The sequence below is a fragment of the Streptomyces sp. NPDC002785 genome (assembly GCF_040295565.1).
GTDB lineage: Bacteria > Actinomycetota > Actinomycetes > Streptomycetales > Streptomycetaceae > Streptomyces.
In genome coordinates this window covers 60845-84370 of record NZ_JBEOVN010000006.1, presented here as the reverse complement: position 1 = coordinate 84370, position 23526 = coordinate 60845, and the positions used below count along the sequence as shown (strand labels likewise).

At 70.0% G+C, this 23526-nt stretch carries 20 protein-coding genes; 5 read left to right on the top strand and 15 right to left on the bottom strand.

Annotated features, from left to right (window positions below; genetic code table 11):
* Positions 1–16: 16 nt before the first annotated feature.
* From ABTZ94_RS03405 to ABTZ94_RS03385, 5 genes are all read right to left on the bottom strand, one after another.
* Entirely contained in the window at positions 17–937 is a 921-nt protein-coding gene (locus tag ABTZ94_RS03405) for an amidohydrolase family protein (protein WP_351197013.1), read from the bottom strand.
* Between the two features lie 2 nt (positions 938–939).
* Complete coding sequence (gene ligK / locus ABTZ94_RS03400; RefSeq protein WP_351197011.1) at positions 940–1629, bottom strand: 4-carboxy-4-hydroxy-2-oxoadipate aldolase/oxaloacetate decarboxylase; 690 nt, start codon at positions 1627–1629, stop codon at positions 940–942.
* 17 nt (positions 1630–1646) lie between these two features.
* A complete protein-coding gene (locus ABTZ94_RS03395) occupies positions 1647–2672 on the bottom strand; it encodes an amidohydrolase family protein (protein ID WP_351197009.1) in 1026 nt (341 codons plus the stop codon).
* Between the two features lie 24 nt (positions 2673–2696).
* Positions 2697–3905, bottom strand: a complete 1209-nt coding sequence (locus ABTZ94_RS03390; RefSeq protein ID WP_351197007.1) for a 4-hydroxybenzoate 3-monooxygenase — start codon at positions 3903–3905, stop codon at positions 2697–2699.
* A gap of 104 nt (positions 3906–4009) precedes the next feature.
* Positions 4010–4789 (bottom strand): IclR family transcriptional regulator, encoded by a 780-nt coding sequence (locus ABTZ94_RS03385; RefSeq protein ID WP_351197005.1) that lies wholly within the window; start codon positions 4787–4789, stop codon positions 4010–4012.
* 74 nt (positions 4790–4863) lie between these two features.
* Here ABTZ94_RS03385 and ABTZ94_RS03380 point away from each other — a divergent pair, with 74 nt between their 5' ends.
* Positions 4864–5580, top strand: a complete 717-nt coding sequence (locus ABTZ94_RS03380) for a substrate-binding domain-containing protein (protein ID WP_351197003.1) — start codon at positions 4864–4866, stop codon at positions 5578–5580.
* A gap of 86 nt (positions 5581–5666) precedes the next feature.
* Here ABTZ94_RS03380 and ABTZ94_RS03375 read toward each other — a convergent pair whose 3' ends face one another.
* The 10 genes from ABTZ94_RS03375 to ABTZ94_RS03330 all read right to left on the bottom strand — a co-directional run bounded on the left by ABTZ94_RS03375 (position 5667) and on the right by ABTZ94_RS03330 (position 13737).
* The gene (locus tag ABTZ94_RS03375; RefSeq protein ID WP_351197001.1) at positions 5667–6827 is read right to left on the bottom strand and encodes a Glu/Leu/Phe/Val dehydrogenase dimerization domain-containing protein; all 1161 of its coding nucleotides are present in this window, start codon (positions 6825–6827) and stop codon (positions 5667–5669) included.
* On the bottom strand, positions 6824–7039 hold the full coding sequence (locus ABTZ94_RS03370; protein ID WP_351196999.1) for an MbtH family protein: 216 nt from the start codon (positions 7037–7039) through the stop codon (positions 6824–6826). The genes ABTZ94_RS03375 and ABTZ94_RS03370 overlap by 4 nt, the downstream gene beginning before the upstream one ends.
* Positions 7040–7112: 73 nt before the next feature.
* Complete coding sequence (locus ABTZ94_RS03365; protein WP_351196997.1) at positions 7113–7820, bottom strand: beta/alpha barrel domain-containing protein; 708 nt, start codon at positions 7818–7820, stop codon at positions 7113–7115.
* Positions 7817–8515 carry a phosphoribosylanthranilate isomerase gene (locus ABTZ94_RS03360; protein WP_351196995.1) on the bottom strand — a complete coding sequence of 233 codons (699 nt, stop codon included), beginning with the start codon at positions 8513–8515 and terminating at the stop codon, positions 7817–7819. The genes ABTZ94_RS03365 and ABTZ94_RS03360 overlap by 4 nt, the downstream gene beginning before the upstream one ends.
* Positions 8516–8521: 6 nt before the next feature.
* On the bottom strand, positions 8522–9661 hold the full coding sequence (locus ABTZ94_RS03355; protein ID WP_351196993.1) for an acyl-CoA dehydrogenase family protein: 1140 nt from the start codon (positions 9659–9661) through the stop codon (positions 8522–8524).
* 13 nt (positions 9662–9674) lie between these two features.
* A complete protein-coding gene (locus ABTZ94_RS03350) occupies positions 9675–10049 on the bottom strand; it encodes an ectoine synthase (protein ID WP_351196991.1) in 375 nt (124 codons plus the stop codon).
* Positions 10046–10879 (bottom strand): tryptophan synthase subunit alpha, encoded by an 834-nt coding sequence (gene trpA, locus ABTZ94_RS03345; protein ID WP_351196989.1) that lies wholly within the window; start codon positions 10877–10879, stop codon positions 10046–10048. Before trpA ends, ABTZ94_RS03350 begins: the two co-directional genes overlap by 4 nt.
* On the bottom strand, positions 10876–11913 hold the full coding sequence (locus tag ABTZ94_RS03340; RefSeq protein ID WP_351196988.1) for an anthranilate phosphoribosyltransferase: 1038 nt from the start codon (positions 11911–11913) through the stop codon (positions 10876–10878). Before ABTZ94_RS03340 ends, trpA begins: the two co-directional genes overlap by 4 nt.
* A gap of 2 nt (positions 11914–11915) precedes the next feature.
* Entirely contained in the window at positions 11916–12179 is a 264-nt protein-coding gene (locus tag ABTZ94_RS03335) for an acyl carrier protein (protein ID WP_351196986.1), read from the bottom strand.
* Between the two features lies 1 nt (position 12180).
* Entirely contained in the window at positions 12181–13737 is a 1557-nt protein-coding gene (locus ABTZ94_RS03330; protein ID WP_351196984.1) for an AMP-binding protein, read from the bottom strand.
* Between the two features lie 489 nt (positions 13738–14226).
* Between ABTZ94_RS03330 and ABTZ94_RS03325 the strand changes: the two genes are divergently transcribed.
* From ABTZ94_RS03325 to ABTZ94_RS03310, 4 genes are read left to right on the top strand one after another with little or no spacing between them, the layout of a single operon-like run.
* Positions 14227–15930: a condensation domain-containing protein gene (locus ABTZ94_RS03325; protein WP_351196982.1), complete on the top strand. Its 1704-nt coding sequence runs from the start codon at positions 14227–14229 to the stop codon at positions 15928–15930.
* A complete protein-coding gene (locus tag ABTZ94_RS03320; protein WP_351196980.1) occupies positions 15927–19961 on the top strand; it encodes a non-ribosomal peptide synthetase in 4035 nt (1344 codons plus the stop codon). Before ABTZ94_RS03325 ends, ABTZ94_RS03320 begins: the two co-directional genes overlap by 4 nt.
* Positions 19958–23152, top strand: coding sequence for a non-ribosomal peptide synthetase (locus ABTZ94_RS03315; RefSeq protein ID WP_351196978.1), 3195 nt, complete (start codon positions 19958–19960; stop codon positions 23150–23152). Before ABTZ94_RS03320 ends, ABTZ94_RS03315 begins: the two co-directional genes overlap by 4 nt.
* The gene (locus ABTZ94_RS03310) at positions 23152–23523 is read left to right on the top strand and encodes a nuclear transport factor 2 family protein (RefSeq protein WP_351196976.1); all 372 of its coding nucleotides are present in this window, start codon (positions 23152–23154) and stop codon (positions 23521–23523) included. Before ABTZ94_RS03315 ends, ABTZ94_RS03310 begins: the two co-directional genes overlap by 1 nt.
* Positions 23524–23526: the final 3 nt, after the last annotated feature.

Here is a 23526-nt window from a genome sequence, read left to right as displayed (position 1 = left end):
CCAATCGTGTGGTGGGTCAGTCGGCTTCGGGCCAGTACAGCCGCATCGGGTTGTCGACGAGAAGCTTGCGCTGGAGCTCCGGGGTCCGCGCGATGTGCGGGACGAAGTCGACGAGCAGGCCGTCGTCGGGCATGTGGTCGGTGAGGTTGGGGTGCGGCCAATCGGTGCCCCACAGCACCCGGTCGGGGAACTCCTCGACCACGCGCCGGGCGAAGGGGACGACGTCGCGGTAGGCCGCCTGCTCCCCGTCGAGGGCCGGCGGACCGCTCACCGACAGCCGCTCCGGGCACGTCACCTTGCACCAGATGTCCGGCCGGGCCCGCATGAAGTCGAGAAACGCCTCTAAGTCCGGCCCGTCCGGGTCCTTGGCGGTGTCCGGCCGGCCCATGTGGTCGATGACCAGCGGCACCGGGATCGAGAGGAAGAAGTCACGCAGGCCGGCGAGGTCGGACGCCTCGAAGTAGACGACGACGTGCCAGCCGTACGGTGCGATCCGCTCGACGACGTCCCACAAGTCCTGCCGCGGCGCCGCGTCCACCAGCCGCTTGACGAAGTTGAACCGCACGCCGCGGACGCCCGCCTCGTGCAACTCCCGCACCTGCGCGTCCGTGACGTCGGGCCGCAGCGTCGCCACGCCCCGGGCCAGACCTCCAGAGGCGCGCAGGCTGTCGACCATGGCACTGTTGTCGGCGCCGTGACAGGTCGCCTGGACCACGACGTTACGGGCGAAGCCCAGGTGGTCGCGCAGCGCGAAGAGCTGGTCCTTGGACGCGTCGCAAGGGGTGTACTTGCGCTCGGGGGCGTACGGGAACTCCGCGCCGGGGCCGAAGACATGGCAGTGCGCGTCGACGGCTCCGGCGGGGAGCCGGAACTGCGGCCGGCTCGGACCGGCGTACCAGTCCAGCCAGCCGGGGGTCTTCTCGAAACTCGTCGTCATCGTCAGTCCTCGTACCGCAGCCCGAGCTCGGTCAGCGGGCCGCGCATGCCGTACATGTCCAGGCCGAGCTTGCCCGCGCGGAACTGCGCGCGCTTGCCCTCCTCGTTGGCCTCGCGCTTGGCCGACGCCTCGGCGACCTCGGCGGCTCGCTCGCGCGGCACCACGACGACACCGTCGGCGTCGGCCACGACCACGTCGCCGGGCCGGACGAGGGCGTTGGCGCAGACGACGGGCACGTTGACCGAGCCGAGAGTGGCCTTGACCGTGCCCTTGGCGTTGACCGCGCGGGAGAAGACAGGGAAGTCGATCTTCTCCAGGTCGGCGACGTCGCGCACGCCACCGTCGATGACCAGGCCCTGACAGCCCCGGGCGCGGAAGGAGGTGGCGAGCAGTTCGCCGAAGAAGCCGTCCTCGCTCTCGGTCGTGCAGGCCGCGACGACGACGTCGCCGTCCTGGATCTGCTCGGCGGCGACGTGGAGCATCCAGTTGTCGCCGGGCTGGAGCAGGACGGTCACGGCCGTGCCGCACATGCGGGCCTTCGGGTAGACCGGGCGCAGGTAGGGGCGCATCAGCCCGACCCGGCCCATGGCCTCGTGGATCGTCGCGACGCCGAACTGCGACAGCGCGGCGACGGCCTCGGGGTCGGCGCGGTCGATCTTGGTGTGGACGACGCCGATCTCGGTGTGTTCCATGCGTTCTTCTCCTGGGGTCAGCGGCCGGCCGCGGCGAGGCGTTCGGCGAGGCGGGGGTAGACGCGCAGGGCGTTGCCGGAGTAGACGGCAGCGCGCTCCTCGTCCGAGAGGTTCGAGGTGGCCTCGACGTACCGCTTCGTGTCGTCGAAGTGGTGGCCGGTGCGCGGGTCGATGTCGCGGACCGCGCCGATCATCTCGCTGGCGAACAGGACGGACCGGCTGGGGATCACCCGGGTGAGCAGGTCGATGCCGGGCTGGTGGTAGACGCAGGTGTCGAAGAAGACGTTGTCGAGCAGCGTCTCGGGGTTCGGTTTGCCGAGTGCCATCGCCAGGCCGCGGAACCGGCCCCAGTGGTAGGGCACCGCGCCCCCGCCGTGCGGGATCACGAACCGCAGCGTCGGGAATTCGGCGAACAGGTCGCCCTGGATCAGCTGCATGAACGCCGTGGTGTCGGCGTTGAGGTAGTGCGCGCCGGTGGTGTGGAAGGCCGGGTTGCACGACGTGCTGACGTGGATCATGGCGGGGATGTCGTACTCGACCATCGCCTCGTAGACCGGGTACCAGCTGCGGTCGGTCAGCGGCGGCGCGGTCCACTTGCCGCCCGACGGATCGGGGTTGAGGTTGACCGTCACCGCGCCGAGCTCCTCGACCGCCCGGCGCAGCTCGGGCAGGCAGGTCGCGGGATCGACGCCCGGCGACTGGGGCAGCATCGCGCCCATCGCGAAGCGGTCGGGGTAGAGGGTGCTGACACGGTGGACCAGGTCGTTGCAGATCCGCGCCCACGTCGAGGACACCGCGAAGTCGCCGATGTGGTGGGCCATGAAGCTGGCCCGCGGGGAGAAGATCGTCAGGTCGCTGCCGCGCTCGTCCATGAGCCGCAGCTGGTTGCCCTCGATCGCCTCGCGCAGGTCGTCGTCGGTGATGACCAGGTCGTCGGGGTCGGGGGCGTCGCCGTGGGAACCGGCCGCCGCCACCTGCCGGTCGCGCCACTTCGCCAGCTGCGGCGGCGCGGTGGTGAAATGACCGTGACAATCGATGATCATGGATTTTCCTCGTGCTCGTCCGGGTCAGTTGGAACGGGTGGGCCAGCCGGTGTACTGCTCGGCGAGGTAGGTGCGCCCGGCGCGCGTGCCCACCACGTTGTCGAGCTCACCGAGCTGACGCCGCAGGTCGAACGGCGTGCCGCCGGGCGCGGTGTGCAGCAGCTGGGTCATCCAGTAGGAGAAGTTCTGCGCTCGCCAGACCCGCTGCAGCGCGCGCGGCTGGTAGTCGTCCAGCGCGGCCTCGCCCTCGCTGCCGAGGGCCCGCAGCAGGACGTCGGCGAGCACCTTCACGTCGTGCAGCGCGAGGTTCAGCCCCCGAGCGCCGGTTGGCGGCACGGTGTGCGCGGCGTCGCCCGCCAGTGCCATCGAGCCCCAGCGCATCGGCTCCTGCACGAACGAGCGGAACCGCAGCACCGTCTTCTCGAAGATCGGACCCTCCTTGAGCCGGAAGCCGTCCTCGCCGACCACCCGGGCCTGGAGCGTCTCCCAGATGCGGTCGTCCGGCCAGGCGTCGACGGACTCGCCAGGGGCGCACTGGAAGTACATCCGCTGCACGGTCTCGGTGCGCTGGCTGATCAGCGCGAACCCGTGCTCGGAGTGGGCGTAGACCAGCTCGGGCGCGCTCATCGGCGCCTCGGCCAGGATGCCGAACCACGCGAAGGGGTACTCCGTGCCGTAGCGCACGCGGCGGTCCTCGGGCACCAGATCGCGGCACATGCTGCGCGACCCGTCCGCACCGACCACGTACCGCGCCCGGATCTCGTGGCGGGTCCCGTCAAAAGCGGTGTAGCGGACCCGCGGAGCGTCGGTCGTGATGTCGAGGACCTCGGTGTCCGAGATGCCGAAGTGGACCGTGCCGCCGTCGCGCTGCCGCGCATCGGCCAGGTCGATGAACACATCGGTCTGGGGGTACAGCCACGTCGACTCGCCCACCAGCTCCTTGAAGTGCACGCGGTGCGGCCGGCCGCCGAAGCGGAGCTCGATGCCCTCGTGCTCGTACCCGTCGCGCAGGATCCGGTCGGAGACGCCGGTCTCGATCAGGTCCCGGGCCACGTCGGCCTCGAGGATGCCGGCCCGCTGCGTCGTCTCGATCTCGTGCCGGGTGCGAGTGTCGACCGCGATCGTCTCGACCCCCGCGCGACCGAGCAGGTGCGCCAGCATCAGGCCGGCCGGACCGGCCCCGACGATAGCGACTGGAACTGAGGTGACGGTGTCGATGGCGGTATCGGCCATGGCCTCTCCTGAGCAACTGCGAACGGCTCGAACACCCCGAACGCTGACACCCGGAAGCACGGCCGGTCGCCGACGTTTCCGTCAGGCGGAAGCCTCGCCGAAGATCAGTCCGCCGTGTGGGCACGACTTCCGAGCTCGTCGGACACCGCGTACGCGGCTCTCAGGAGGAGTTGACGCAGCCCGTGCGCCCGGTCCGCGCCCCGCGCCGCGATCACGATCCCCAGCGCGGCACTGACCGGCCCGGTCCGGCCGGTCCGCACGGGTGCGGCCACCGCGACCGTGCTCTCCGACAGCTGCCGGTCGCTGACGAAGACCTGCTCGCGGCGGATGCGGTCCAACTGCGCGCGCAACGTCTTCGGGTCGGTGACGGTGTGCGGAGTCCAGGCGCGCAGCGGCGCGTCGAGAACCTCCTCCTGGATGTCCCGGGGCGCATGCGCCAGCAGTACGCGGCCCATCCCCGTGGAGCCGACCGGGAACCGCGCCCCGACCATCGTCACCAGCTCCACCGACCGGTGCCCGGCGATCCGCTCGATAAAAACCAACTCCGTGCCCTCGCGCACCGCCAGCTGGATGTTCTCGTGCGTCGCCTCGTAGAGATCCTGCATGTACGGCAGCGCCACATCACGAAGGATCTGCGTACGGGGGCATCCCGAGGCGATCTCCCAGAGCCGCAGCCCGACATGCCACGACCCGTCCTCCCCCCGCTCCAGCGCTCCCCAGCCCGCCAGCTCCGTGACCACTCGGTGCGCGGTACTCAGGGCCAGGCCCGTGCGCTGAGCGATCTCCGACAGCGTCTGCGACGGATACTCGCGATCGAAGGCCGAAAGGACCTTGAGAACCTTGCCGGCCGCCGTGATCTGGGTCGTGATCTGGGTTGTGCTCACGCGGCCAGTCTCGCAGACCGGCGTTGAGCTGCCCGGCTGCGCGTCGTACCATCGCCCGGACTCTAGGAGGCGACGTGGACCAAGAGCTCTCTGGGCTGTCCTCGATGGCGACGCGGCTGATTCTGGCCGACCTTTCCGATCACATCCGGCGCGACCACGGAATCTCGGTGCGGTTCGAGTCCGCCGGCGGTGTCGAGGTCGCACGGCGGGTGCGCGAGGGCACCGAGGCCGACGTGATCGTCCTCGCCGACGACGCCCTGGCCGAGCTCGAACGCGAGGGCCACCTCCGTGCGGGATCGATGCGCCCGCTGTGGATCTCCCAGGTCGTCGCCGCCGTGCCGGCAGGACTACGAGTTCCAGCGCTTCGCTCGGAGTCCGACCTGCGAACCGTTCTTCTGGCAGCCGAGCGGGTGGCCTACTCCACAGGCCCCAGTGGTACGGCCCTTGTCGATCTGATCACCGGGCTTGATCTTGCCGAGACGCTCCGAACCCGGCTCGTCCAAGCGCCACCAGGGGTGCCTGTCGGCAGCCTGCTCGCGTCCGGCGAAGCCGACCTGGCTTTCCAACAGCACAGCGAACTGATGGATCTCCCGGGCGTCGTCATCATTGGCCCGTTGCCGGGCAACACCGCGATCAGCTCAACGTTCAGTGCGGGCGTACTAGCTGCTTCGACCCAGCCAAGCCGCGCCTTCGAAGTTCTCGACATTCTCGGCTCCGACGCAGCATCGAAGACCGCCGGCGCCAGAGGCATGCGGGCCGCCCGGGCCGACCCCGGCTGCCTGGGACAGTAACCCGTCGCGAAAGGGGTCGTGGCGGATGTTGCAGTGGGGCCGTAGGCCGTGGCGGTGGATCCCCGCATAGGAACAAGGAGGTGACCTTACGCGACGGGGTCTTGATGTGCTCCTTTCGCGGTGAGCAGTTGCGCGATCGGGTCGGCGCTGCCCGAGGTGTGCAGCTCCTGGACGAGCTCGCAGTTCCTGGTGATCCTGGCGGAGATCCATTCGCGCAGCCAGGCGGACAGTCGTGGCATCGGCAGGTCCGACGGGGCAAGTCCGGCGAGGACACAGCCGGTTGCCGCCGCACCGCCCACGTTCACGACCACGTCCGGCAGGACGGTGTGACCGGACTCGCGCAACAGCCGACGGGCCGGTTCCGTGCAGCTCATGTTCCCGCCCTCGACCACCGTCCCAGCCCGGACCTCGGGCACCGCGTCCTCCCCGACCGCCGCCGCGGAAGCCGCGAGCACGAGGACGTCGGCGTCGACGTGCAGCCACGCCTTCCCGGACGTGTGCACCCGGGCCGTCGCGGGCAGCCCTGTCCGGTCGATGGCGCCGTCGCTGCTGGTGATCGCGGTGAGAGCGGCGACGGGGAGCCCGTTCTGGTCCTCGATCGTGCCCTGTACGTCGGCCACGGCCACCACCCGGTGCCCGTGGTCGGCAAGGTGGCGGGCCACCGCTCGCCCGACCGTGCCGAACCCCTGGATCGCGATGCGCTGCGGGGTCCGCGTACCTGCTGCGTGCAGAGCGCCGAGCACTGCGACGGCCACGCCGAACCCGGTGACGTCGGCCATGTGGGTCCACAGTTCGTCCCAGCCGACGGTGAGCCGGGTCGCGCCCGTCCGGTGGGCGACGTCGTATCCGGCGGCCTCGAAGGCCACCTGCCGGTCCGCGTAGGTGGTGCCCTGGTCGCAGCCGAGGTAGACCCCGCCGTGCAGCAGCGGGGCTGCCGCGCGGCCGAACGACCGCATCATTTCGCGGCGTTGGACCGGTGCCCCGGGTGCGGGCGCTATTCCGGCCTTGGCGCCCCCGATGGGCAGGCCGACGAGTGCGAGTTTGTGGGTCATGGCCCTGGCGAGGTGGGCGAGCTCCCGCTCGGTGACCGTCGCGGTCATCCTGGTCCCGCCCATGGCCAGCCCGTCGACCATGCGGTCGACGACGACCCACGCCTGGGCGTCGCCGGGCTCCATGTGCAGGGTGGTGGAGAGCAGGGGCCGCCGGGTCAGGTCGGCCGGAGCGGCCGTTGAGAGTGCCTGGTTCACTCGGCACCTGATTCCGCGGCGGTACGCAGCCGGAGGCTCCGGGGGCGCATGTCGGTCCATACGCGGTCGATGTACGCGAGGCACTCGTCCTTCGCGCCCTGTACGCCGACCTCGTGCCAGCCTGCCGGGGACTCGCGGTCGGCGTTCCAGATCGAGTACTGCTCCTCGTCGTTGACGACGACCTTCCACTGCACGACTGCCGTGTCGCTCATGTGCCTGCCTCCAGTTGGTCGGCGATGTGTTCTGAGGTGTGTGGGGTGGTGTGTTCGGTGGTGTGTGGGGTGCTCAGGGCAGTTCCCGGCGTTCCCGGCGTTCGCGGTCGAAGTCGTCGAGCCAGTCCGACAGGCTGTGCGTGCGCAGCAGTCCCGTACCGACGAGCACTCCGGCGAAGCCCTCCCGTATCAGCCGGGCCGCGACATCCGGACGCCCGATGCCGCTGGCACTGACCGGGCACGGGGTGCCGGTGCGCCGCAGGGTGGGCAGGAGCTCAGAACTCCGTCCGACGTTCCCCGTGCCGCGTTCGCGGGTGGTGATGTCCTTGTTGTTGACCGCGATCACACAGTCCTCGCCGCGCGGCACACGGAGCGTCTCCACCTCCGTCGTCACCTCGACGAACGGGGTCAGGCCGAGCCGCACGCTGTGCTCGATGAGGTTGCCCAGGGTGGTTCTGGGCAGGAGGGCGGCGGTGAGCAGCACGGCGGACGCACCGTCCTCCCTGGCCTGCCACAACTGACTCCGCCGGGTGAGGAAGTCCTTTTGCAGCACAGGGAGTTCAGTGGCCTGCGCGACCTCGTGCAGCAGGGCTCGGGTGCCGCCGAACCAACGGCCGGTCACCACGGAGAGGCACGGTGCGCCGGCGTCCTCGTATCCGGCGACGATGTCCTCGACGGACCGTCCGCCGAACAGGTCGCGGCCGGTGGCGTCCTGCCGCTTGAGCTCCATGATCACCGGCCGGTCGGCGTTCAGCAGCGCCTCGATGAACCCGGCCGTCATGCCCCCGCCTCCGAGCCGCCGTCGCCCGCTCGCCAGCCCCGGATCACGTCCGTGACCCGCTCGGCCCGTATCCGGCAACTGCCGGGGTCCTTGGCTGCCGTGTCCACGTCGATCCCCCGGAACAGGTGGTGCTCCACCACGGCCCGGTAGTCCGGCCGGTTGTCTCCCGAGATGCCGCCGGCGAGCAGGAACGGCCGCGACATCCGCTCCACGACCTCCAGGACACCTCGGCCGTCCACCTGTTGCGCCGTGCTGCCGATGCGGCCGTCCTCGGCCGTCGCGTCCACCAGGAAGAGATCCGTTCCCGCCCGCTCGTACGACGGGATCAGGGGCAGCTCCGGGCACGTGCCCGGGCCTTTCGTACCGAGGTGTACGACCTTGACCACGGTGCAGCCCCCCGAGCTCTTCAGCGCCCGGACCGTGCCTGGTGTCTGGTAGCCGTGCAGCTGGACCCAGTCGACCCGTGCGGAGGCCATCGTGTCGCGCAGTGCCGCGGCGTCGTTCAGAAAGGTGACGAGGACGGGGCGGAGGCGTTCGGTACGGTGTGCGGCCGCCACTAGTGCCGACAGCCGCTGTGGGGACAGGTCCGCGCGGCCCCCCGCGACGCCGTGCCACACACCGACGAGATCGACTCCTGCCGACGCGAGCAGTTCCATGTCCCCGGTGGAGGTGGCGCCACAGATCTTGACCAGCATCGGGCATCACAACCCCAGCATCGACGCGATGCGGTTGCGCTGGATCTCCGAGGTGCCCGAGTAGAGGGTGCTCGCCGTCGCGTCCCGGAGATCCTTCTCCAGGCCGCACTCGGTGAGATACCCCTGGCCTCCGAAGATCTGCACGGCGGCCTGCGCGGACGCGACGTTGCTCTCACTCGCGAGCAGTTTGCTGGTGGCGACGTCCGTCGTGACGTTCTCGCCGTCCGTCAGCCGGACCGCCGTGTCGTAGAGCCACTTGCGGGCGGTCTCCAGGCCGGTTCTCATGTCCACGATTCTGTGGGCGATCGCCTGGTTCGCACCGATCGGCCTCCCGAACTGGGTGCGGGTTCCCGCGTACTCGACACAGCGGTCGAGCCGGTACCGCATCTGTCCCGTGCTGACGATGAAGGAGCAGAGGATCTCCCACTTCATCACGTGGTCCAGGACCAGGAAGCCGGAGCCGACACGGCCGACGACGGCGGACGAGGGAACCCGGCAGTCGTCGAAGTGCAGTTCGCCCAGTGGGGAGGTCCGCAGGCCCATCTTGCTGACCGGTGCGCCGACGGAGAACCCCGGGGTGTCCCGCTCCACGAGGAAGGCGGTGATGCCCAGCGGCCCGCCGTCCGGGTGCGTACGGGCGTACACGACGAACACGTCGGCCACCGGGCCGTTGCTGACGAAGCACTTGCTGCCCCGCAGCACGAAGTGGTCGCCCTCGCGCGTCGCCGTCGTCCGCATGGCCAGCGCGTCGGAGCCGCTCTCCGTCTCGCTGATCGCGTGCGCCCCGATCGTCTCGCCGGAGCAGATCCCGGGCAGGTAGCGCTGCTTGAGAGCCTCCGAACCGAAGCGCTGCAAGGGGACGCCGACGCTGACCATGTGGGTGGAGACGGAGAAGTTCAGTCCGCCGTCCCGGCATCCCAGGCCGAGCTCCTCCAGTACGTACATGGTGGTGAGCAGGGACTGCCCCAGCCCGCCCCACTGTTCGTCGAAGGGCAGGCCGAGGATTCCTGACTTCTGGATCAACTTCCACTGGTCGTGCGGGAAGACACCTGCGGCGTCCCGCTCGAGGTGGCCGGCGCTGAGTGCCTGGTGCCAGTGACCGAGGCCCTCGCGCAGGGCGTTCTGGTCGGCGTTCCATCGGATCATGCGTCAGTCCCGTTCAGTACTGGGAGAACTCGGACGCGTCCAGGCTGTGCCGTTCGCCTCCGTGCAGTGCGGGCGTGAAGACGCAGACCAGCCGGAGGTCTTCGTCCGGTCCCGCGATGAGGAAGTGGGCGTCGTGCTGGTCGAGTGCGTAGAGCGTGCCGGGCTCGATCGGGTGCGACGTACCGCCGGAATCGACCACTTCGCCCGTGCCGCTGATGCAGTAGCACGCTTCGAGGTGGCGTCGGTACTCCAGGGGGGACTTGGTGCCCGCCCGTACCGTGGTGTCGGTCATCGAGTAGCCCATGCCGTCGGCCTCGACCAGAAATCTGCGGCTGAGGCCGTTGCCCCAGTCGACGGCCGCCACATCGTCAAAACGTCGGACAATCACGGGGTGAAGCTCCTGCCTGAGTCGGGGAGGCGGTTCGGGTGTGCGGGGAGAAGGGTTCGTACGAAGGTGTGGAACTCGTCGACCGCGTCGGCCTGTTGGGCCAGGGCGTGCTCGATGCGGGCGACGCCCGCGCTGCCCACGATCGCGGCGTCGGCGCCGAGGGCGTGCACCCTGGCGATGTCGTCCCTGGACCGGATGCCGAAGCCGACGGCGACGGGCGCGGTCGTTCTCTCACGCAACAGTGCGATGGTGTCGGCGAGTTGAGGGGAGTCGGCGGTGGGTCTGCCGCCGCTGCGGCCGTAGTGGGCCACCAGGTACAGGTACGCGGTGGCGTGCTCGGCGGCCTCGGCCTTGACCTCTGCGGCCGAACTCGCGTAGCAGGTGGTCACCAGCGGCAGTCCCGCGTCCCGTGCCGCATCATGGCAGCCGGTCCGCAGCCGTGGAGGCAGGCCGTGGACCAGCAGTCCGTCGGCGCCCGAGTCGGCGACCCGGCCGACGAAGTCCGGTAGCGGCAGAGGTCTGACCGTGTGACTCCAGTCCGCCAGCAGCGCCACCCGCAGATGGCGGAGGCGGGGCCGGACCCGGTGCAGGAAGTCGAGCACCTCGCCGAGCCCGACACCCTGCCCCAACGCCCGTTGCGCGGAGCGTCGGTTGGTCTCCCCGTCTGTGACCGAGTCGGGGAAGGGGACGGCCAGTTCCAGGCAGTCCACCCGGCAGTCGTCGAGCATCCGCACGAGGTCGGCCAGTACGGGCAGTGGCGGATCCCCGGCATTGAGGAACAGGGCCAGACCCGGCTGACCGGGTTCTCGCCGCGCGAAGAACTCACTCATCGCAGGCTCGCCCCGCCCGCGGCCGTGCGCACCGGCTGTGCGCGCAGCCGGTTGACGAGGTCGAGTGCGGCGCCGCTGGTCAGAGCGTCCTCGGCCGCCGCTCTGGCATCGGCCCAGCCGTCGAGGAGTCCGCTCGCGACGGCCAGTGCGGCGGCGTTCAGGCAGACGGTACGTGCCGCGAGCTCCCCGCCCTTGCCGGACAGCACTTCGAGGAAGTGCTCAACCACCGTGTCCTTGCGTATCGCCGGCCGCAGACCGGCGATCGAGGTGGAGCCGGGCGCATCGGCCGGCAGCTGCTTCCCCGCGGTGCCGTCATTGATGTGGATGACGTTGTCGACGGAGCTGACCAGCTCGTCGATCCCCAGGGCGTTGCTGCAGAGCCAGATCCTCCGGTCGGCCGTACGGTCCGCGACGTACCGCAGGTTCGGCAGCAGCGCATGGTCCGCGACGCCGATCAGCTGGTACGACACGGGCATCGCCGCCAGGAACGGCCCGACCGCGTTGACGAACCGCCCGAGCGTCCGCAGGTCCAGCGGCAGGATGCTCTTCGCCAGCAGCATCAGCTCACGCGGGTACACGAAGCGCCCGGGGAAGGCGATGCCGTACCGTTCCAGCGTGGCATCGGTCTGCTCGTACGAGGTGGTCAGGGCGATGCCGAGCAGTTCCAGCAGGTCGTACGAGCCGCAGGTACTCGTATAGGAGCGCGAGCCCGTCTTGACCACGCGGACCCCCAGCGCGGCGGCGACGAACGCCGCAGCGGTGGAGATGTTGAAGGTGCTGGGGCCGCCGCCGGTGCCGACGATGTTGACCGTGCCGTCCAGCCGCCCGACGGGCTGCGGGCGGCGTTCGTCCAGAGAGCGCAGGAATCCGCTCAGTGTGTCCGGGGCCGGCATGCGGGTGGAGAGCGAGGCCAGCAGCGCCACCGTCTCGCCCCGCTGGAGACCGCCTTCATGCAGCCGGTCCCAGAAGGACCGCCACATCCGCTGATCAATGGGACGGTCCCGGGTGAGCAGCGCCAAGGGCACCTCGTGCATCGCTACTTGGCCTCCGTCTGCTGCCGCTGGGCCCGCTCGATGAACGTGCTGATCTCGCTGACGGTGCGGAAGTGGTCGGGGTCGAGGTCGATCTCGTCGGCGCGCAGGTCGAATCTGTCCTCCAGCCAGGCCATCGTCTTGAGCAGGCCGAGACTGTCGATGACTCCTCCGGCCAACAGATCGTAGTCGGAGGCGAGTTCGCTGATTTTGACGTCCGGCAGGAACTCCTCGACGATGAATTGCTTGACAACCGCGTCGTGCTGCATGTCAGCGTTCCTTCGTTCGGCCGTGCGGGGGGTGGGCGTTCTCGACGAGCGCGTGGGCGATCTTGCCGGTGGACGTCCTCGGCAAGGGGTCGTCCACGATCAGCACGGTCGAGGGGATCGCGGTGGCGGGCAGCAGTTCGGCGCAGTGTCCGCGCAGGTGCAGGCTGTTGAGCCCACTGCCGGGTACGCGGCGGACGACGCTGTGCAGGAGGCGGCCCGCCACGAGGTCGGGCACGGGCAGCACGGCTGCCTCGACGACGTCCGGGTGTTTCAGCAGCACCTGCTCGACCTCGTGGGTGTTGACCCGCACACCGCGGACCTTGACCTGGTGGTCGTTGCGGCCTTCCAGGGTGATCCGGCCGTCCCGATCGCGGCGCACCAGGTCGCCGCTGCGGAAGTAGCGCCGCTCCCGCTGCCCGTCGAAGTGGGTGACGAACTTGTCGTCCTTGTGGTCCTTGTGGTCCTTGTCGCCGTCCGGGTCCTGTGCGAGGTAGCCGTCGGTCTGGAACGGTGTCGCGACATGGAGTTCGCCGGTTCCGGGCCCGGTGAGGATCTCGCCGTCGGCGTCGACGATCACGGCGTGCACCCCGGGCAGCGGGCTGCCGAGGAGAACCGGGGTGTCCATCGGATCGCCGGGATCGACCTCGTGGAGGAAGCTGTCGTTGGTCTCGGTGCAGCCGTAGATGTTGGAGAGCCGCGCCTTGCCGAACAGTTGTGGAAGTCGGGCGAGGCAGCGGGTGGGCATGCTGTCTCCGGTGAAGACGGCGTGCTCGACCGTGTCGAGCCGCTGACCGCGTCGCGTGGCCGCGTCCGCCAGCAGTTGGTAGAACATCGGCACCGCTTGGACGATCTGGACCTCGTGGTCGGCGATGAGGTCGAGGAGGTGCCGGCCGTCGGTGGCCTGCGCGGGGTCGACCAGGACGACACGGCCACCGTTCTTGAGCGTGGTCCAGATGTCCAGCAGGCACAGGTCGAAGTTGAGCGGGGCGTAGTTGAGCACGGTCGTTCCCCGGCGGATCCGGAAGTGCTCGCCCGCCCAGTCGGTGAAGCGGTCCACCGCGCCCGTGCTCAGCGGCACGATCTTCGGCTGCCCGGTGGAACCGGAGGTGGTGAACATGAAGGACACGCCGGCCGGTTCGGCCCGGCAAGGCTCCACCGGTGGGGGTGGATCCATTGACGCGGTCCGAGCGGCCGATGCGTTCCCCTCGGCCGGAGGCGTCTGCGGGCTCAGCGGCGTCAGCACGTGCAAGCAACCGGCCTGGTCGGACAACCGATTCCGTGTCTCTGCCGTCAACAAGGGTGACAGCAGTAGGAAACGGCACTTTTCCATCAGACAGGCGAGCACCAGTGCGATCACCGCAGGCGACTTGGCGGCCAGGATGCCGATCGGTTCGTCCGCACCCGGTGCGAGCCGGGTGAGCCGCGCGCGCTCCCGCTCCGCCAACTCACGGAGCTCGCGATAGGTCGTCTCTTCCCCGTGCCAGACCAACGCCGGATCGTCGGGGTGGTCGCTGGCGTGAGAAATAAAGGAACTCACTAAGTTCTGCTGTCGCATCATGACTTCTCCGAGTTCCTGCGTGCCGGCTTACCTGCATGCCTGTAACAGGGTTCCCTAAAGTATTCGGCTCGAACGCAACCCATATTGAAAGGGCGTCGGCAATCGCCCTGAGAGCGGCATCGAATTACCGCGCAATACTGCCCGATGATATTCGACCCGAAACTTTTCCGCTGGTCCCGCACAGTGTTCTCGCCCGCCGAGAGCACTGTGTGCGACCAGCGCCGACGCCTGAACTTCCCGATACCGGCGCCTGGGTGACCACTTAACTCGCGGCCCGGAACAGCGCGTTGGCGTTCGACGACGTGATGCTAACCATCGAACCCGCCGGGATGCAACGTAAAGATTTTCTGATGTCGGACCGCCTACGTGATCTTGCCGAGCCGGGTGAGCATCGACTAGCGTCGTTCTTGCTGTTAGCGGCGAAGCGAATCAGCGGGGGCTTTCCATGTCTTTGCAGAGTTCCCGAATGTCGCGAAAGGTGAATCCATCATGCCTTCCTCCGAACGGTGCGTGGAGTCTTTGTCAGCGTTGTCTTTCGCGCAGCAACGGCTGTGGTTCCTCGACCGGCTCCGACCGGGCCGGCCCGACCACAACGTGCCGGTCGCGATACGCCTACGGGGTCCGCTGGACCAAGGGGCACTGGTGTCGGCACTGACCGAAGTGGTGTGCAGGCACGAGGTGTTACGCAGCAGGATCGTCGTGGTCGACGACATCCCGTACCAGGTCACGGAGCCGGTCGACACGTTCGTGCCGACCCTGACCGACCTGGCCGACCTGCCCGTGGCGCAGGCCGAGGAGCAGGCTCACGAACTGGTGGTCCAGGACGCGGCGACCCCGTTCGATCTCAGCGCGGCGCCGATGCTGCGCGCCAGGCTGATCCGTATCGCCGCCGACGACCACTTGCTGCTGCTCGTGATCCACCACATCGCCGCCGACGGCTGGTCGGTTTCGGTGCTGTGGCAGGAGTTCTCCGCCGCGTACCGGGCCGCCGTCTCCGGCAGACCGGCCGGCCTGCCGGAACTCCCCCTCCAGTACGAGGACTTCGCCGACTGGCAACGGAAGCACCTCACTGGCACGACACTGCGGGAACAGCTCGACTACTGGCGGGAACGGCTGGCGGGGCAGGGCTCGTCGTCGTTCCCGACGGACCGGCCCCGCCCCGCACTGTGGTCGGGGCGCGGAGATCAGGTCGACATCGAGTTCCCGGCGGAGCTCACCGATCGGATACGGGCACTGGGGCGCACCCATGAAGTGACCCCGTTCATGACGCTGCTGGCCGCGTTCCAGGTGCTGCTCGCGCACCACTCGGACCGGCCCGATGTGCCGGTGGGAACCCCGATCTCCGGACGGACCCGCATCGAGGTGGAGCCGCTGATCGGGTTCTTCGTCAACACCCTGGTCCTGCGGACCGACCTGGCGGGCGACCCCAGCTTCTCCGAGGCCCTCGGCCGGGTGCGCCAGTGCGCGGTGGACGCCTACGCCCACCAGGACGTGCCCTTCGAGCGCCTGGTGGAGGAGCTGCGCCCGGAACGCGATCTCGGTCAGCACCCCCTGTTCACCGTCATGTTCCAAGTGGAGGGGCCGCCCGCGCTCCCGTCCGGACTGCCCGGTCTCGAAGTGAGTACGCAGCACGTCCCGTACGAGATCGTCAAGTTCGACGTCGAGGTCTCCCTCACCGACCGTGGTGATCACTTCACCGGTGTGCTCCGCTATGCCGCCGACCTCTTCGACCGCAGCACCATGGAGCGCCTTGCCAGGGACTATCGGGAACTGGCCGGTCTGCTCGTCGGCAGTCCCGAGCGGCCGACCTCGGCCTGGGCAGCGCATCTGGCCCCGCGAGCAAGCCGGTCCGGCCCCGCGCCCCAGCCGGACGGCGGTCAGGGCCCGTCGGCCGACGGGCAGCCCACCGAGACCGAGCTGCTCGTCATGGAGGTCTGGGCCGAGGTGCTGGACGTCGCCCCGAGCGGTGTGCACGACGACTTCTTCGCGCTGGGCGGACACTCGCTGGTCGCGGCGAAGGTCATGTCCCGGCTCAGCCGGGCGCTCGACCTCGAACTGCCGCTCCCTCTGCTGTTCTACCACCCCACCGTCGCGGAACTGGCCCAGGGCATCGAAGCGGCGCTGCTGGCAGACCTCGACAGCACCCACTCCCACCCGGACCTGCTTCCCGCCGGAGAGGACCAACAGCCATGAAGCAGCACCCCGATCGCCCCGAACCCGAACCGGACGTACCACCGGGCCCCGGCCCGGTCGCCACCACCCGGGCCCTGCTCGACCAGCGCATCCGCGCCGCCCGCCGCAACACCGTCGCCGGTGGCACGGCGTCCGGGGTGCCACCCCGCCCCGAGGGCGCGCAGACGGCTTCGTACACCCAGGAACGCATGTGGCTGATCGAGCACCTGTCCGAAGGCCCCGCCCTCTACAATGTCCATGAGGTCTTCCGGCTGCGCGGCCCCCTCGACGCGGCCGCACTCGGGCACGGCCTCTCGGATCTGATACGCCGTCACGAGGTGCTGCGTACGGTCTTCACCGAACGGGACGGGCGTCCCGAGCCCTCGGTCTCACCGGCGGCACCCTGCGCACTGGCCCACGTCGACCTACGAGTCGATGCCGGGGGGAATCCCGAGGAAGACCGGACCCGGCGAGCCCTCGCACTCGCCCACACCGAGATCCGGCGCCCGTTCGACCTGACCCGCGCCCCGCTGCTGCGCGCGACACTGTTCCGGATCGACGAGAACGACCACCTCCTGGTGGTCGTCATCCATCACATCGCGGTCGACGGATGGTCGATGCCTCTGCTGTGGGACGACCTCTCCGCGATGTACCGAGGCCGACTGGAGGGCCGGGAGCACGAGCTGCCCGCGCCGGTGATCCAGTACGCGGACTTCGCCCACTGGCAGCGTGAGCGGCTCACCGGCGAGCGGTTGCGGGCACCGCTCGACTACTGGCGCGAGCAGCTCGCGGACGTGGCCACGCTGGACCTGCCGACCGACCGCCCGCGCGGCCCGGTCCGCTCGGGACACGGCGAGCGGATCACCTTCGCCGTCCCGGACGAACTGGTGGACCGGCTGCGGTTGCTGGGGAAGCGGCACGGTACCACCCTGTTCATGACGCTGCTCGCCGCGTTCCAGGCACTGCTCGCCCGCTACAGCGGACAGCACGACGTGGCGGTCGGCACGCCGGTCGCGGGCCGGATCCGCCCCGAACTCGAAGGGCTGGTCGGCGCGTTCATCAACACCCTGGTCGTCAGAACCGACCTGTCGGGCGACCCCGGCTTCGCCGAACTGCTCGGCCGGGTCCGACGCACCGCGGTCGACGCCTATGCGCATCAGGACGTCCCGTTCGAACGGCTCGTCCAGGAACTGCGGCCGGATCGCGGACTCGACCGCAACCCGCTGTTCCAGGTGCTGTTCGCGGGCCTGTCCGGCAGCGCCGCCGGACCGCGGTTGCCCGGGGTGGAGGTCGAGCAGATCGACCTCGACAACGGCACCGCCAAGGTCGACCTCAGCCTGGTGGTGGCCGAGCGGCCGACGGGCACCACCGGCACTGTCGCGTTCGACCACGACCTTTTCGACCGCTCGACCGTCGAGCGCCTGGTCGGCCACTACCTGCGCCTCCTCGACAGCGCGGCGGGCGATCCGGAACTCCCTCTCTCGCGGTTGGAGCTGCTCACCGAAGCCGAGCGCCGAGACGTGCGGGCGGCGGCCCACGACACCGCCGAGCCGGTCCCCTCGGAGCTGTGCCTGCACGAGCTGGTCGAGCACCACGCGAGGCGTACCCCCGAAGCGGCGGCGGTGCACTGCGGTGACCAGTGGCTCACCTACGGGGAACTCGACCGCCGCGCCAACCGGCTGGCCCGCCATCTGCGCGACCGGGGGGCGGGCCCAGAGCGCCTCGTCGGTGTGTGCCTGCCCCGGTCGGTGGACCTGGTCGTGGCCCTGCTGGCCGTACTCAAGTCGGGCGCCGCCTATCTGCCGCTGGACCCCGACCTCCCGGAGCAGCGCCTGGCGTTCATGCTCGCCGACGCCGAGGTGCCGCTGCTGATCACGCAGCGGTCGCCGGCCGACCGGCTCCCGGAGACCGGCGCCGCCGTGGTGCGGACGGACACCGAGGCGGAGCTGATCGCGGCGAGGTCCGACGAGCCGCTGCCGGCCCTCGCGACACCGGCCAACCTCGCGTACTCGATCTACACCTCGGGCTCGACGGGCCGCCCCAAGGCCGTGCTGGTGCCTCACGAGGGCGTCGTCAACTATCTGGTGGTACGCGGCCGTCAGCTCGGCCTCGACCAGACCGACGTCGTTGCCTCGGTGGCCTCGATCTCCTTCGACGTCCTCGTCCCCCAGGTCTTCATGCCCCTGGCCCGGGGCGCGAGCGTGGTGATCGCCCCGCCGGAGGTCGCCGTCGACGGGCCACGGCTCGCGGAGATGATGCGCCGGTTCGGCGTCACCACCCTCATGGCCACCCCGGCCACCTGGCTCCTGCTGCTCGACAGCGGCTGGCAGGGCGGCCGGTTCCAGGCGATCTGCGTGGGCGAGGCGCTCCAGCCCCAGCTGGCCCGTCGCCTGCTCGGCGTGGTGTCGACCCTGTGGAACGGCTACGGCCCCACCGAGGCGTCCGTCGGCTGCGTCACCCACCGCGTGGACGCCGAGCGGGACCTCGACCGGCCCGGCGCCTCCGTCCCGATCGGCCGCCCGCTCGGCAACCTCCGGGTCCACCTGCTGGACCGGGCGGGGAACCCGGTGCCGGTCGGTGTTCCCGGCGAGATCCACATCGGGGGCGTCGGGGTCACCCGGGGATACGCCAACCGGCCGGGGCTGACCGCCGAGCGCTTCGTACCCGATCCGTACGGCGGTGGCGGACGGCTGTACCGGACCGGAGACCTGGCCCGGTACCTGCCGGACGGCAGCCTCGTCTTCCTCGGCCGCACCGACGAGCAGGTGAAGGTGCGGGGGTACCGCATCGAACTCGGGGAGATCGAGGCCGCGTTGTGCGCACGGCCCGGTGTCGCCAGGGCCGTGGTCACCGTACGCGGCACCGGAACCGATGCCGAGCTGGCGGGCTACGTGGTCTGGCAGGACGGCGAAGGAGATCTGGCCGCACTCCGGCACGCCCTGCGCGAGACCCTCCCCGAGTTCATGGTCCCCGCGACCTTGACGGCGCTGGACCGGGTTCCGCTGACCACGAACGGAAAGGTGAACCGCGGGGCCCTGCCCGCCCCCGCCCGCCGGGATCACGGTGCCCCGGTGCTGCCCCCGCGGGACGTACTGGAACTCCGGATGACCAGGATCTGGCAGCGCGTGCTGGGCTCCTGGGCGGTCGGCGTGCGGGACAACTTCTTCGATCTGGGCGGGCATTCGCTCAGGGCGGTCGAGCTCATGGAGGAGATTCGCCGGGAGCTGGGGGTGCGCGTACCGCTCAACACGGTGTTCCGCCACCCCACCGTCGAGGGCCTGTGCGCGGAGCTGCCGGCCGCACCGGCCGCACTGCGGCAGCTCGTGGTTCCCCTGGTGGAAGGTGATGGACGGCAGGCACCGCTGTTCCTGGTGCATCCGCAGAGCGGTGACGTGTCCGGGTACCTCCCGCTGACGCGACTCCTCGACGCGGACCGGCCGGTCTTCGGCATCGAGGCCGTCGGCTACGACACCGACGAGCAGCCGCTCGCTACCGTCGAGGAGCAGGCGGAGCGCTACCTCCGCGAGATGCGGAGCGTGGCGCCGCACGGCCCGTATCTGCTGACGGGGTGGTCCTTCGGTGGGCTCGTCGCCTTCGAGATGGCCCGGCTGCTGGAGAACGAGGGCCAGGCACCGGAGTTCCTCGGGATCATCGACATCGGGGCGCCGGGATCACCGCGGGGCGACCGTGCCGGGAACGAGAAGGCTCCGTTCGGGCTCGGCTCCGGCCCGGATCGACTCCCCGCACATGGACGGTCCGAACTCCTGCGCCGCATGGAGCGCGTCTTCGCCGCGAACGGTGACGCCGTCCCGCGCTACCGCTCGACAGCGCGGCTGCGTACGCCGATCCACCTCTTCGTGAGCGCCGACGGCCATCTGGCGCGGCGCAACCCCAAGGTGGTTCCCGCACTGTGGCAGCAGCACACCGACGGCGGGCTGAGCGTCTTCGACGTGCCCGGCAACCACTTCGACATGCTGTCGGCGCCGCACGTCGCCTCCTTCGCCAAGACCCTCTCGTCGATCCTCGCCCCCTCCAGGAGAGCCGCGACATGAGTGCCGATCTTCCTCACACCCGTGCCGACCTGCCGTTGACGTCAGCACAGTCGGGAATCTGGTTCGCCCACCACCTGGACTTGGGGAGCCCGGCGTACAACACGGGCGAGTATCTCGACATCCCCGGCCCGGTCGACATGGACCTGTTCGAGCGTGCGGTACGGAGCGTGGTGGACGAGACCGACTCGCTGCGCGTGCGGTTCAGCGTGGGCGCGGACGGCCCCCGGCAGGTCGTCGAGCCCTCCCTCGACTGGTCGATGCACCTGGCCGACCTCAGCTCGGAACCCGACGCGCACGCGGCGGCCGAGGCGTGGATGCGGGAGGAGCTGGCCACCCCGGTCGACCTCACCCGCGGTCCGCTGTTCTGCCAGGCCCTGTTCAAGATCGCACCGGACCGCTTCCTGTGGTACCAGCGTGTCCACCACATCGTGGTGGACGGCTTCAGCATGTCGCTCATCGCGCGGCGCATGGCCAAGACGTACACCGGGCTGGTCGAGGGCACCCCTCGCCGAGGCCCCGCCTTCGGTCCCCTGGACACCCTCCTCTCCCACGACGCGGACTACCTCGACTCCGGACAACGCGCACGGGACCGGGAGTTCTGGAAGGACCGGCTGGCCGACCGACCAGATCCGGTCAGTTTGGCGGGCCGCTCAGCCGCGGCATCGGGCACCTTCCTCCGTCGTACGAGCAGCCTCCCCGGTCCCACCCTGGCCGCGCTGCGCAGCGCCGCGCAGCGCTCCGGTGCGACCTGGCCCACCGCGGTGATCGCGACGGTCGCCGCGTACCTCCACCGCCTCACCGGCAAGCGTCACGTCGTGCTGAGCATGCCCGTGACGGGGCGCACCGAGTCCGCCGAGCTGGCCGTCCCCGGAATGGTGGCGAACGTGGTACCGCTGCGGCTCCACGTGCATTGCGAACAGGGGCTGTCCGCACTCGTCCGTCACGTGGCCGATGAAGTGGGCGCGTTGCGGCAGCACCAGCGCTACCGGGGCGAGGACCTCCGCAGAGACCTGGGCCCCGACGAGCCGCAGCAGGTCACGTTCGGCCCCGTCGCCAACATCATGTCCTTCTACTACCGCCTGGAGTTCGCCGGCGTCCGCGCCACGGCGCACAACCTCTCCAACGGGCCGGTCGAGGACCTGTCCATCTCCGTCTACGACCGGTCCGACGGCACCGAGCCGCGCATCGACCTCGACGCGAACCCGGCGCTCTACTCCGAGGACGAACTCGGCGCGCACCAGCGGCGGTTTCTGCACTTCCTGAAGGCCGTCGCCGCTGCCCCCGACCAGCCGCTCGGCAGCCACGACGTCCTCACCCCCGAGGAACGGCAGCGGACGGTCGTGGAGTGGAACGACACCGCGCGCCCGTTCCCGTCGATGACGGTGCCCGAAGCCTTCGCCGCGCGAGTGGCCCGCACACCCGATGCGGTGGCCGTGGTCCTCGGTGACACCACCCTGTCGTACGAGGAGCTGGACGTACGCTCCAATCGACTGGCGCACCGGCTCATCGCGTCGGGGGTGGGCAGCGAGCACAAGGTCGCCGTACTCATGGAACGCTCGGTCGACGTGGTCGTGTCGGTCCTGGCGATCAGCAAGGCCGGAGGCGCCTACGTCCCCCTGGACACGCGTTCCCCCGCGACCCGGCTGCGTCACGTCATGGCCGAGACCGGTGCCACGGTGCTGCTCACCCATCGGGCCACCGAGGACCATGAACTCACCGACGGTGTGACGGACCTGGTCGTCGACGCCGCCGCGGCCGACCTCCCCGACGAGCCGACCGGCGACCCTTGCGTACCGCTGCATCCGGATCATCTGGCGTGCGTGCTGTACACCTCGGGTTCCACGGGCACGCCGAAGGGCGTGGCCCTCAGCCACCGCAACATCCTCGGCATGACCTCGGACCACTGCTGGCAGGGCGACAGTCCGCCACGGGTGCTCGCGCACTCCCCGCACGCCTTCGACGCGTCGACGTACGAGTGGTGGGTGCCGCTGCTCAACGGCGGCCAGGTGGTCCTGGCTCAGCCAGGTGACCTGGACCTCGCGGTGTACCGGCGCCTCATCGTCGAAGGCCGGGTCAGCGCACTGTGGCTGACAGCCGGGCTGTTCCGGGTGCTCGCGGACGAGTCCCCCGAAGCCCTGGCGGGTGTCGGTCAGGTGTGGACCGGCGGCGACGTCGTCCCGGCCGAAGCGGTCCGGCGCGTGCTCGACCGGTGCCCCGACTCCGTGGTCGTCGCCGGGTACGGACCGACCGAGGCCACGACGTTCACCACGCGCACGGTGCTGCGCCCGGGTCGGCCCGTGCCCGATGTCGTACCGATCGGCCGCCCCATGAACAACAGGCGGGTGTACGTACTGGACGAGTCGCTGTCGCCGGTGCCGCCGGGTGTGGCCGGCGAGCTGTACGTCGCCGGGGCAGGCATGGCACGCGGGTATCTGAACCGGCCCGGGTGGACCGCCCGGCACTTCGTGCCGTGCCCGTTCGGTGAGCCGGGTGACCGGATGTACGGCACGGGCGATGTGGTGCGCTGGAACGCCGACGGCGACCTCGAATTCCTCGGACGGGTCGACGAGCAGGTCAAACTCCGGGGATTCAGGATCGAGTTGGGCGAGATCGAGGCGGTGCTCGCCGGGCATCCCGATGTCGCCCAGGCGACGGTGCTCGCGAGCGGGGACGACGCGTCGGGCGCGAAGCGGCTGATCGGCTACGTGGTGCCGGCCGGGGCCCCGGGGCTCGATGTGAATTCGCTGCGCGAGCACGCCGGGGCGATGCTGCCCGACTACATGGTGCCCGCGGCGATCGTCGCCGTGGACGCCTTCCCCCTGACGCCTCGGGGAAAGATCGACCGATCCGCTCTGCCCGTACCGGAGTCGGCTCCGGTCCCGTCCGGGCCGGCGCCCGGCAGCCCGGCGGAGCAGGACATGTGCGCACTGTTCGCCGAGGTGCTCGGACTGCCCGCGGTGAACGTCCACGACAGTTTCTTCGCGCTCGGCGGGAACTCGCTTCTCGCGACGCGGCTGATCAACCGGGTGCGGGTGAGGTTCGGCCGCGAACTCACGCTGGGCGCGCTCTTCGACGCACGTACACCTGCCCGCCTGGCCGAATCGGTCGCCGACGCCCCCGAGGCCCTGGCGGTGCCGGGTCCCGCACGGCGGTCCACCGCTCAGACAGAGATCACAGGGAGTGTCTCGTAATGGTCCAGACGACTGCCGCGCTCGGGGTATCCCGAATACGCCGCTACTACGAACTCGTCGACGCCGGAGACATACCAGCACTGGTCGACCTGTTCACCCCGGACGCGCACTACCGTCGTCCCGGCTATCAACCTCTGGTCGGGCACGCCGAGTTGGAGCGCTTCTACCGAGAGCAGCGGGTGATCCGCAAAGGCGTGCACACCCTGTCCACCGTGGTCACGGCGGACGACGAGATCGCCGTCCACGGTCTGTTCAGCGGTGTACTGCACAACGGCGATCAGGTCGAGCTGCGGTTCGCGGACTTCTTCCGCATGGCGAGCCAGGGCCGCATCGCGTCCCGGGACACCTTCTTCTTCGTCCCGGCGGTCTGAGCC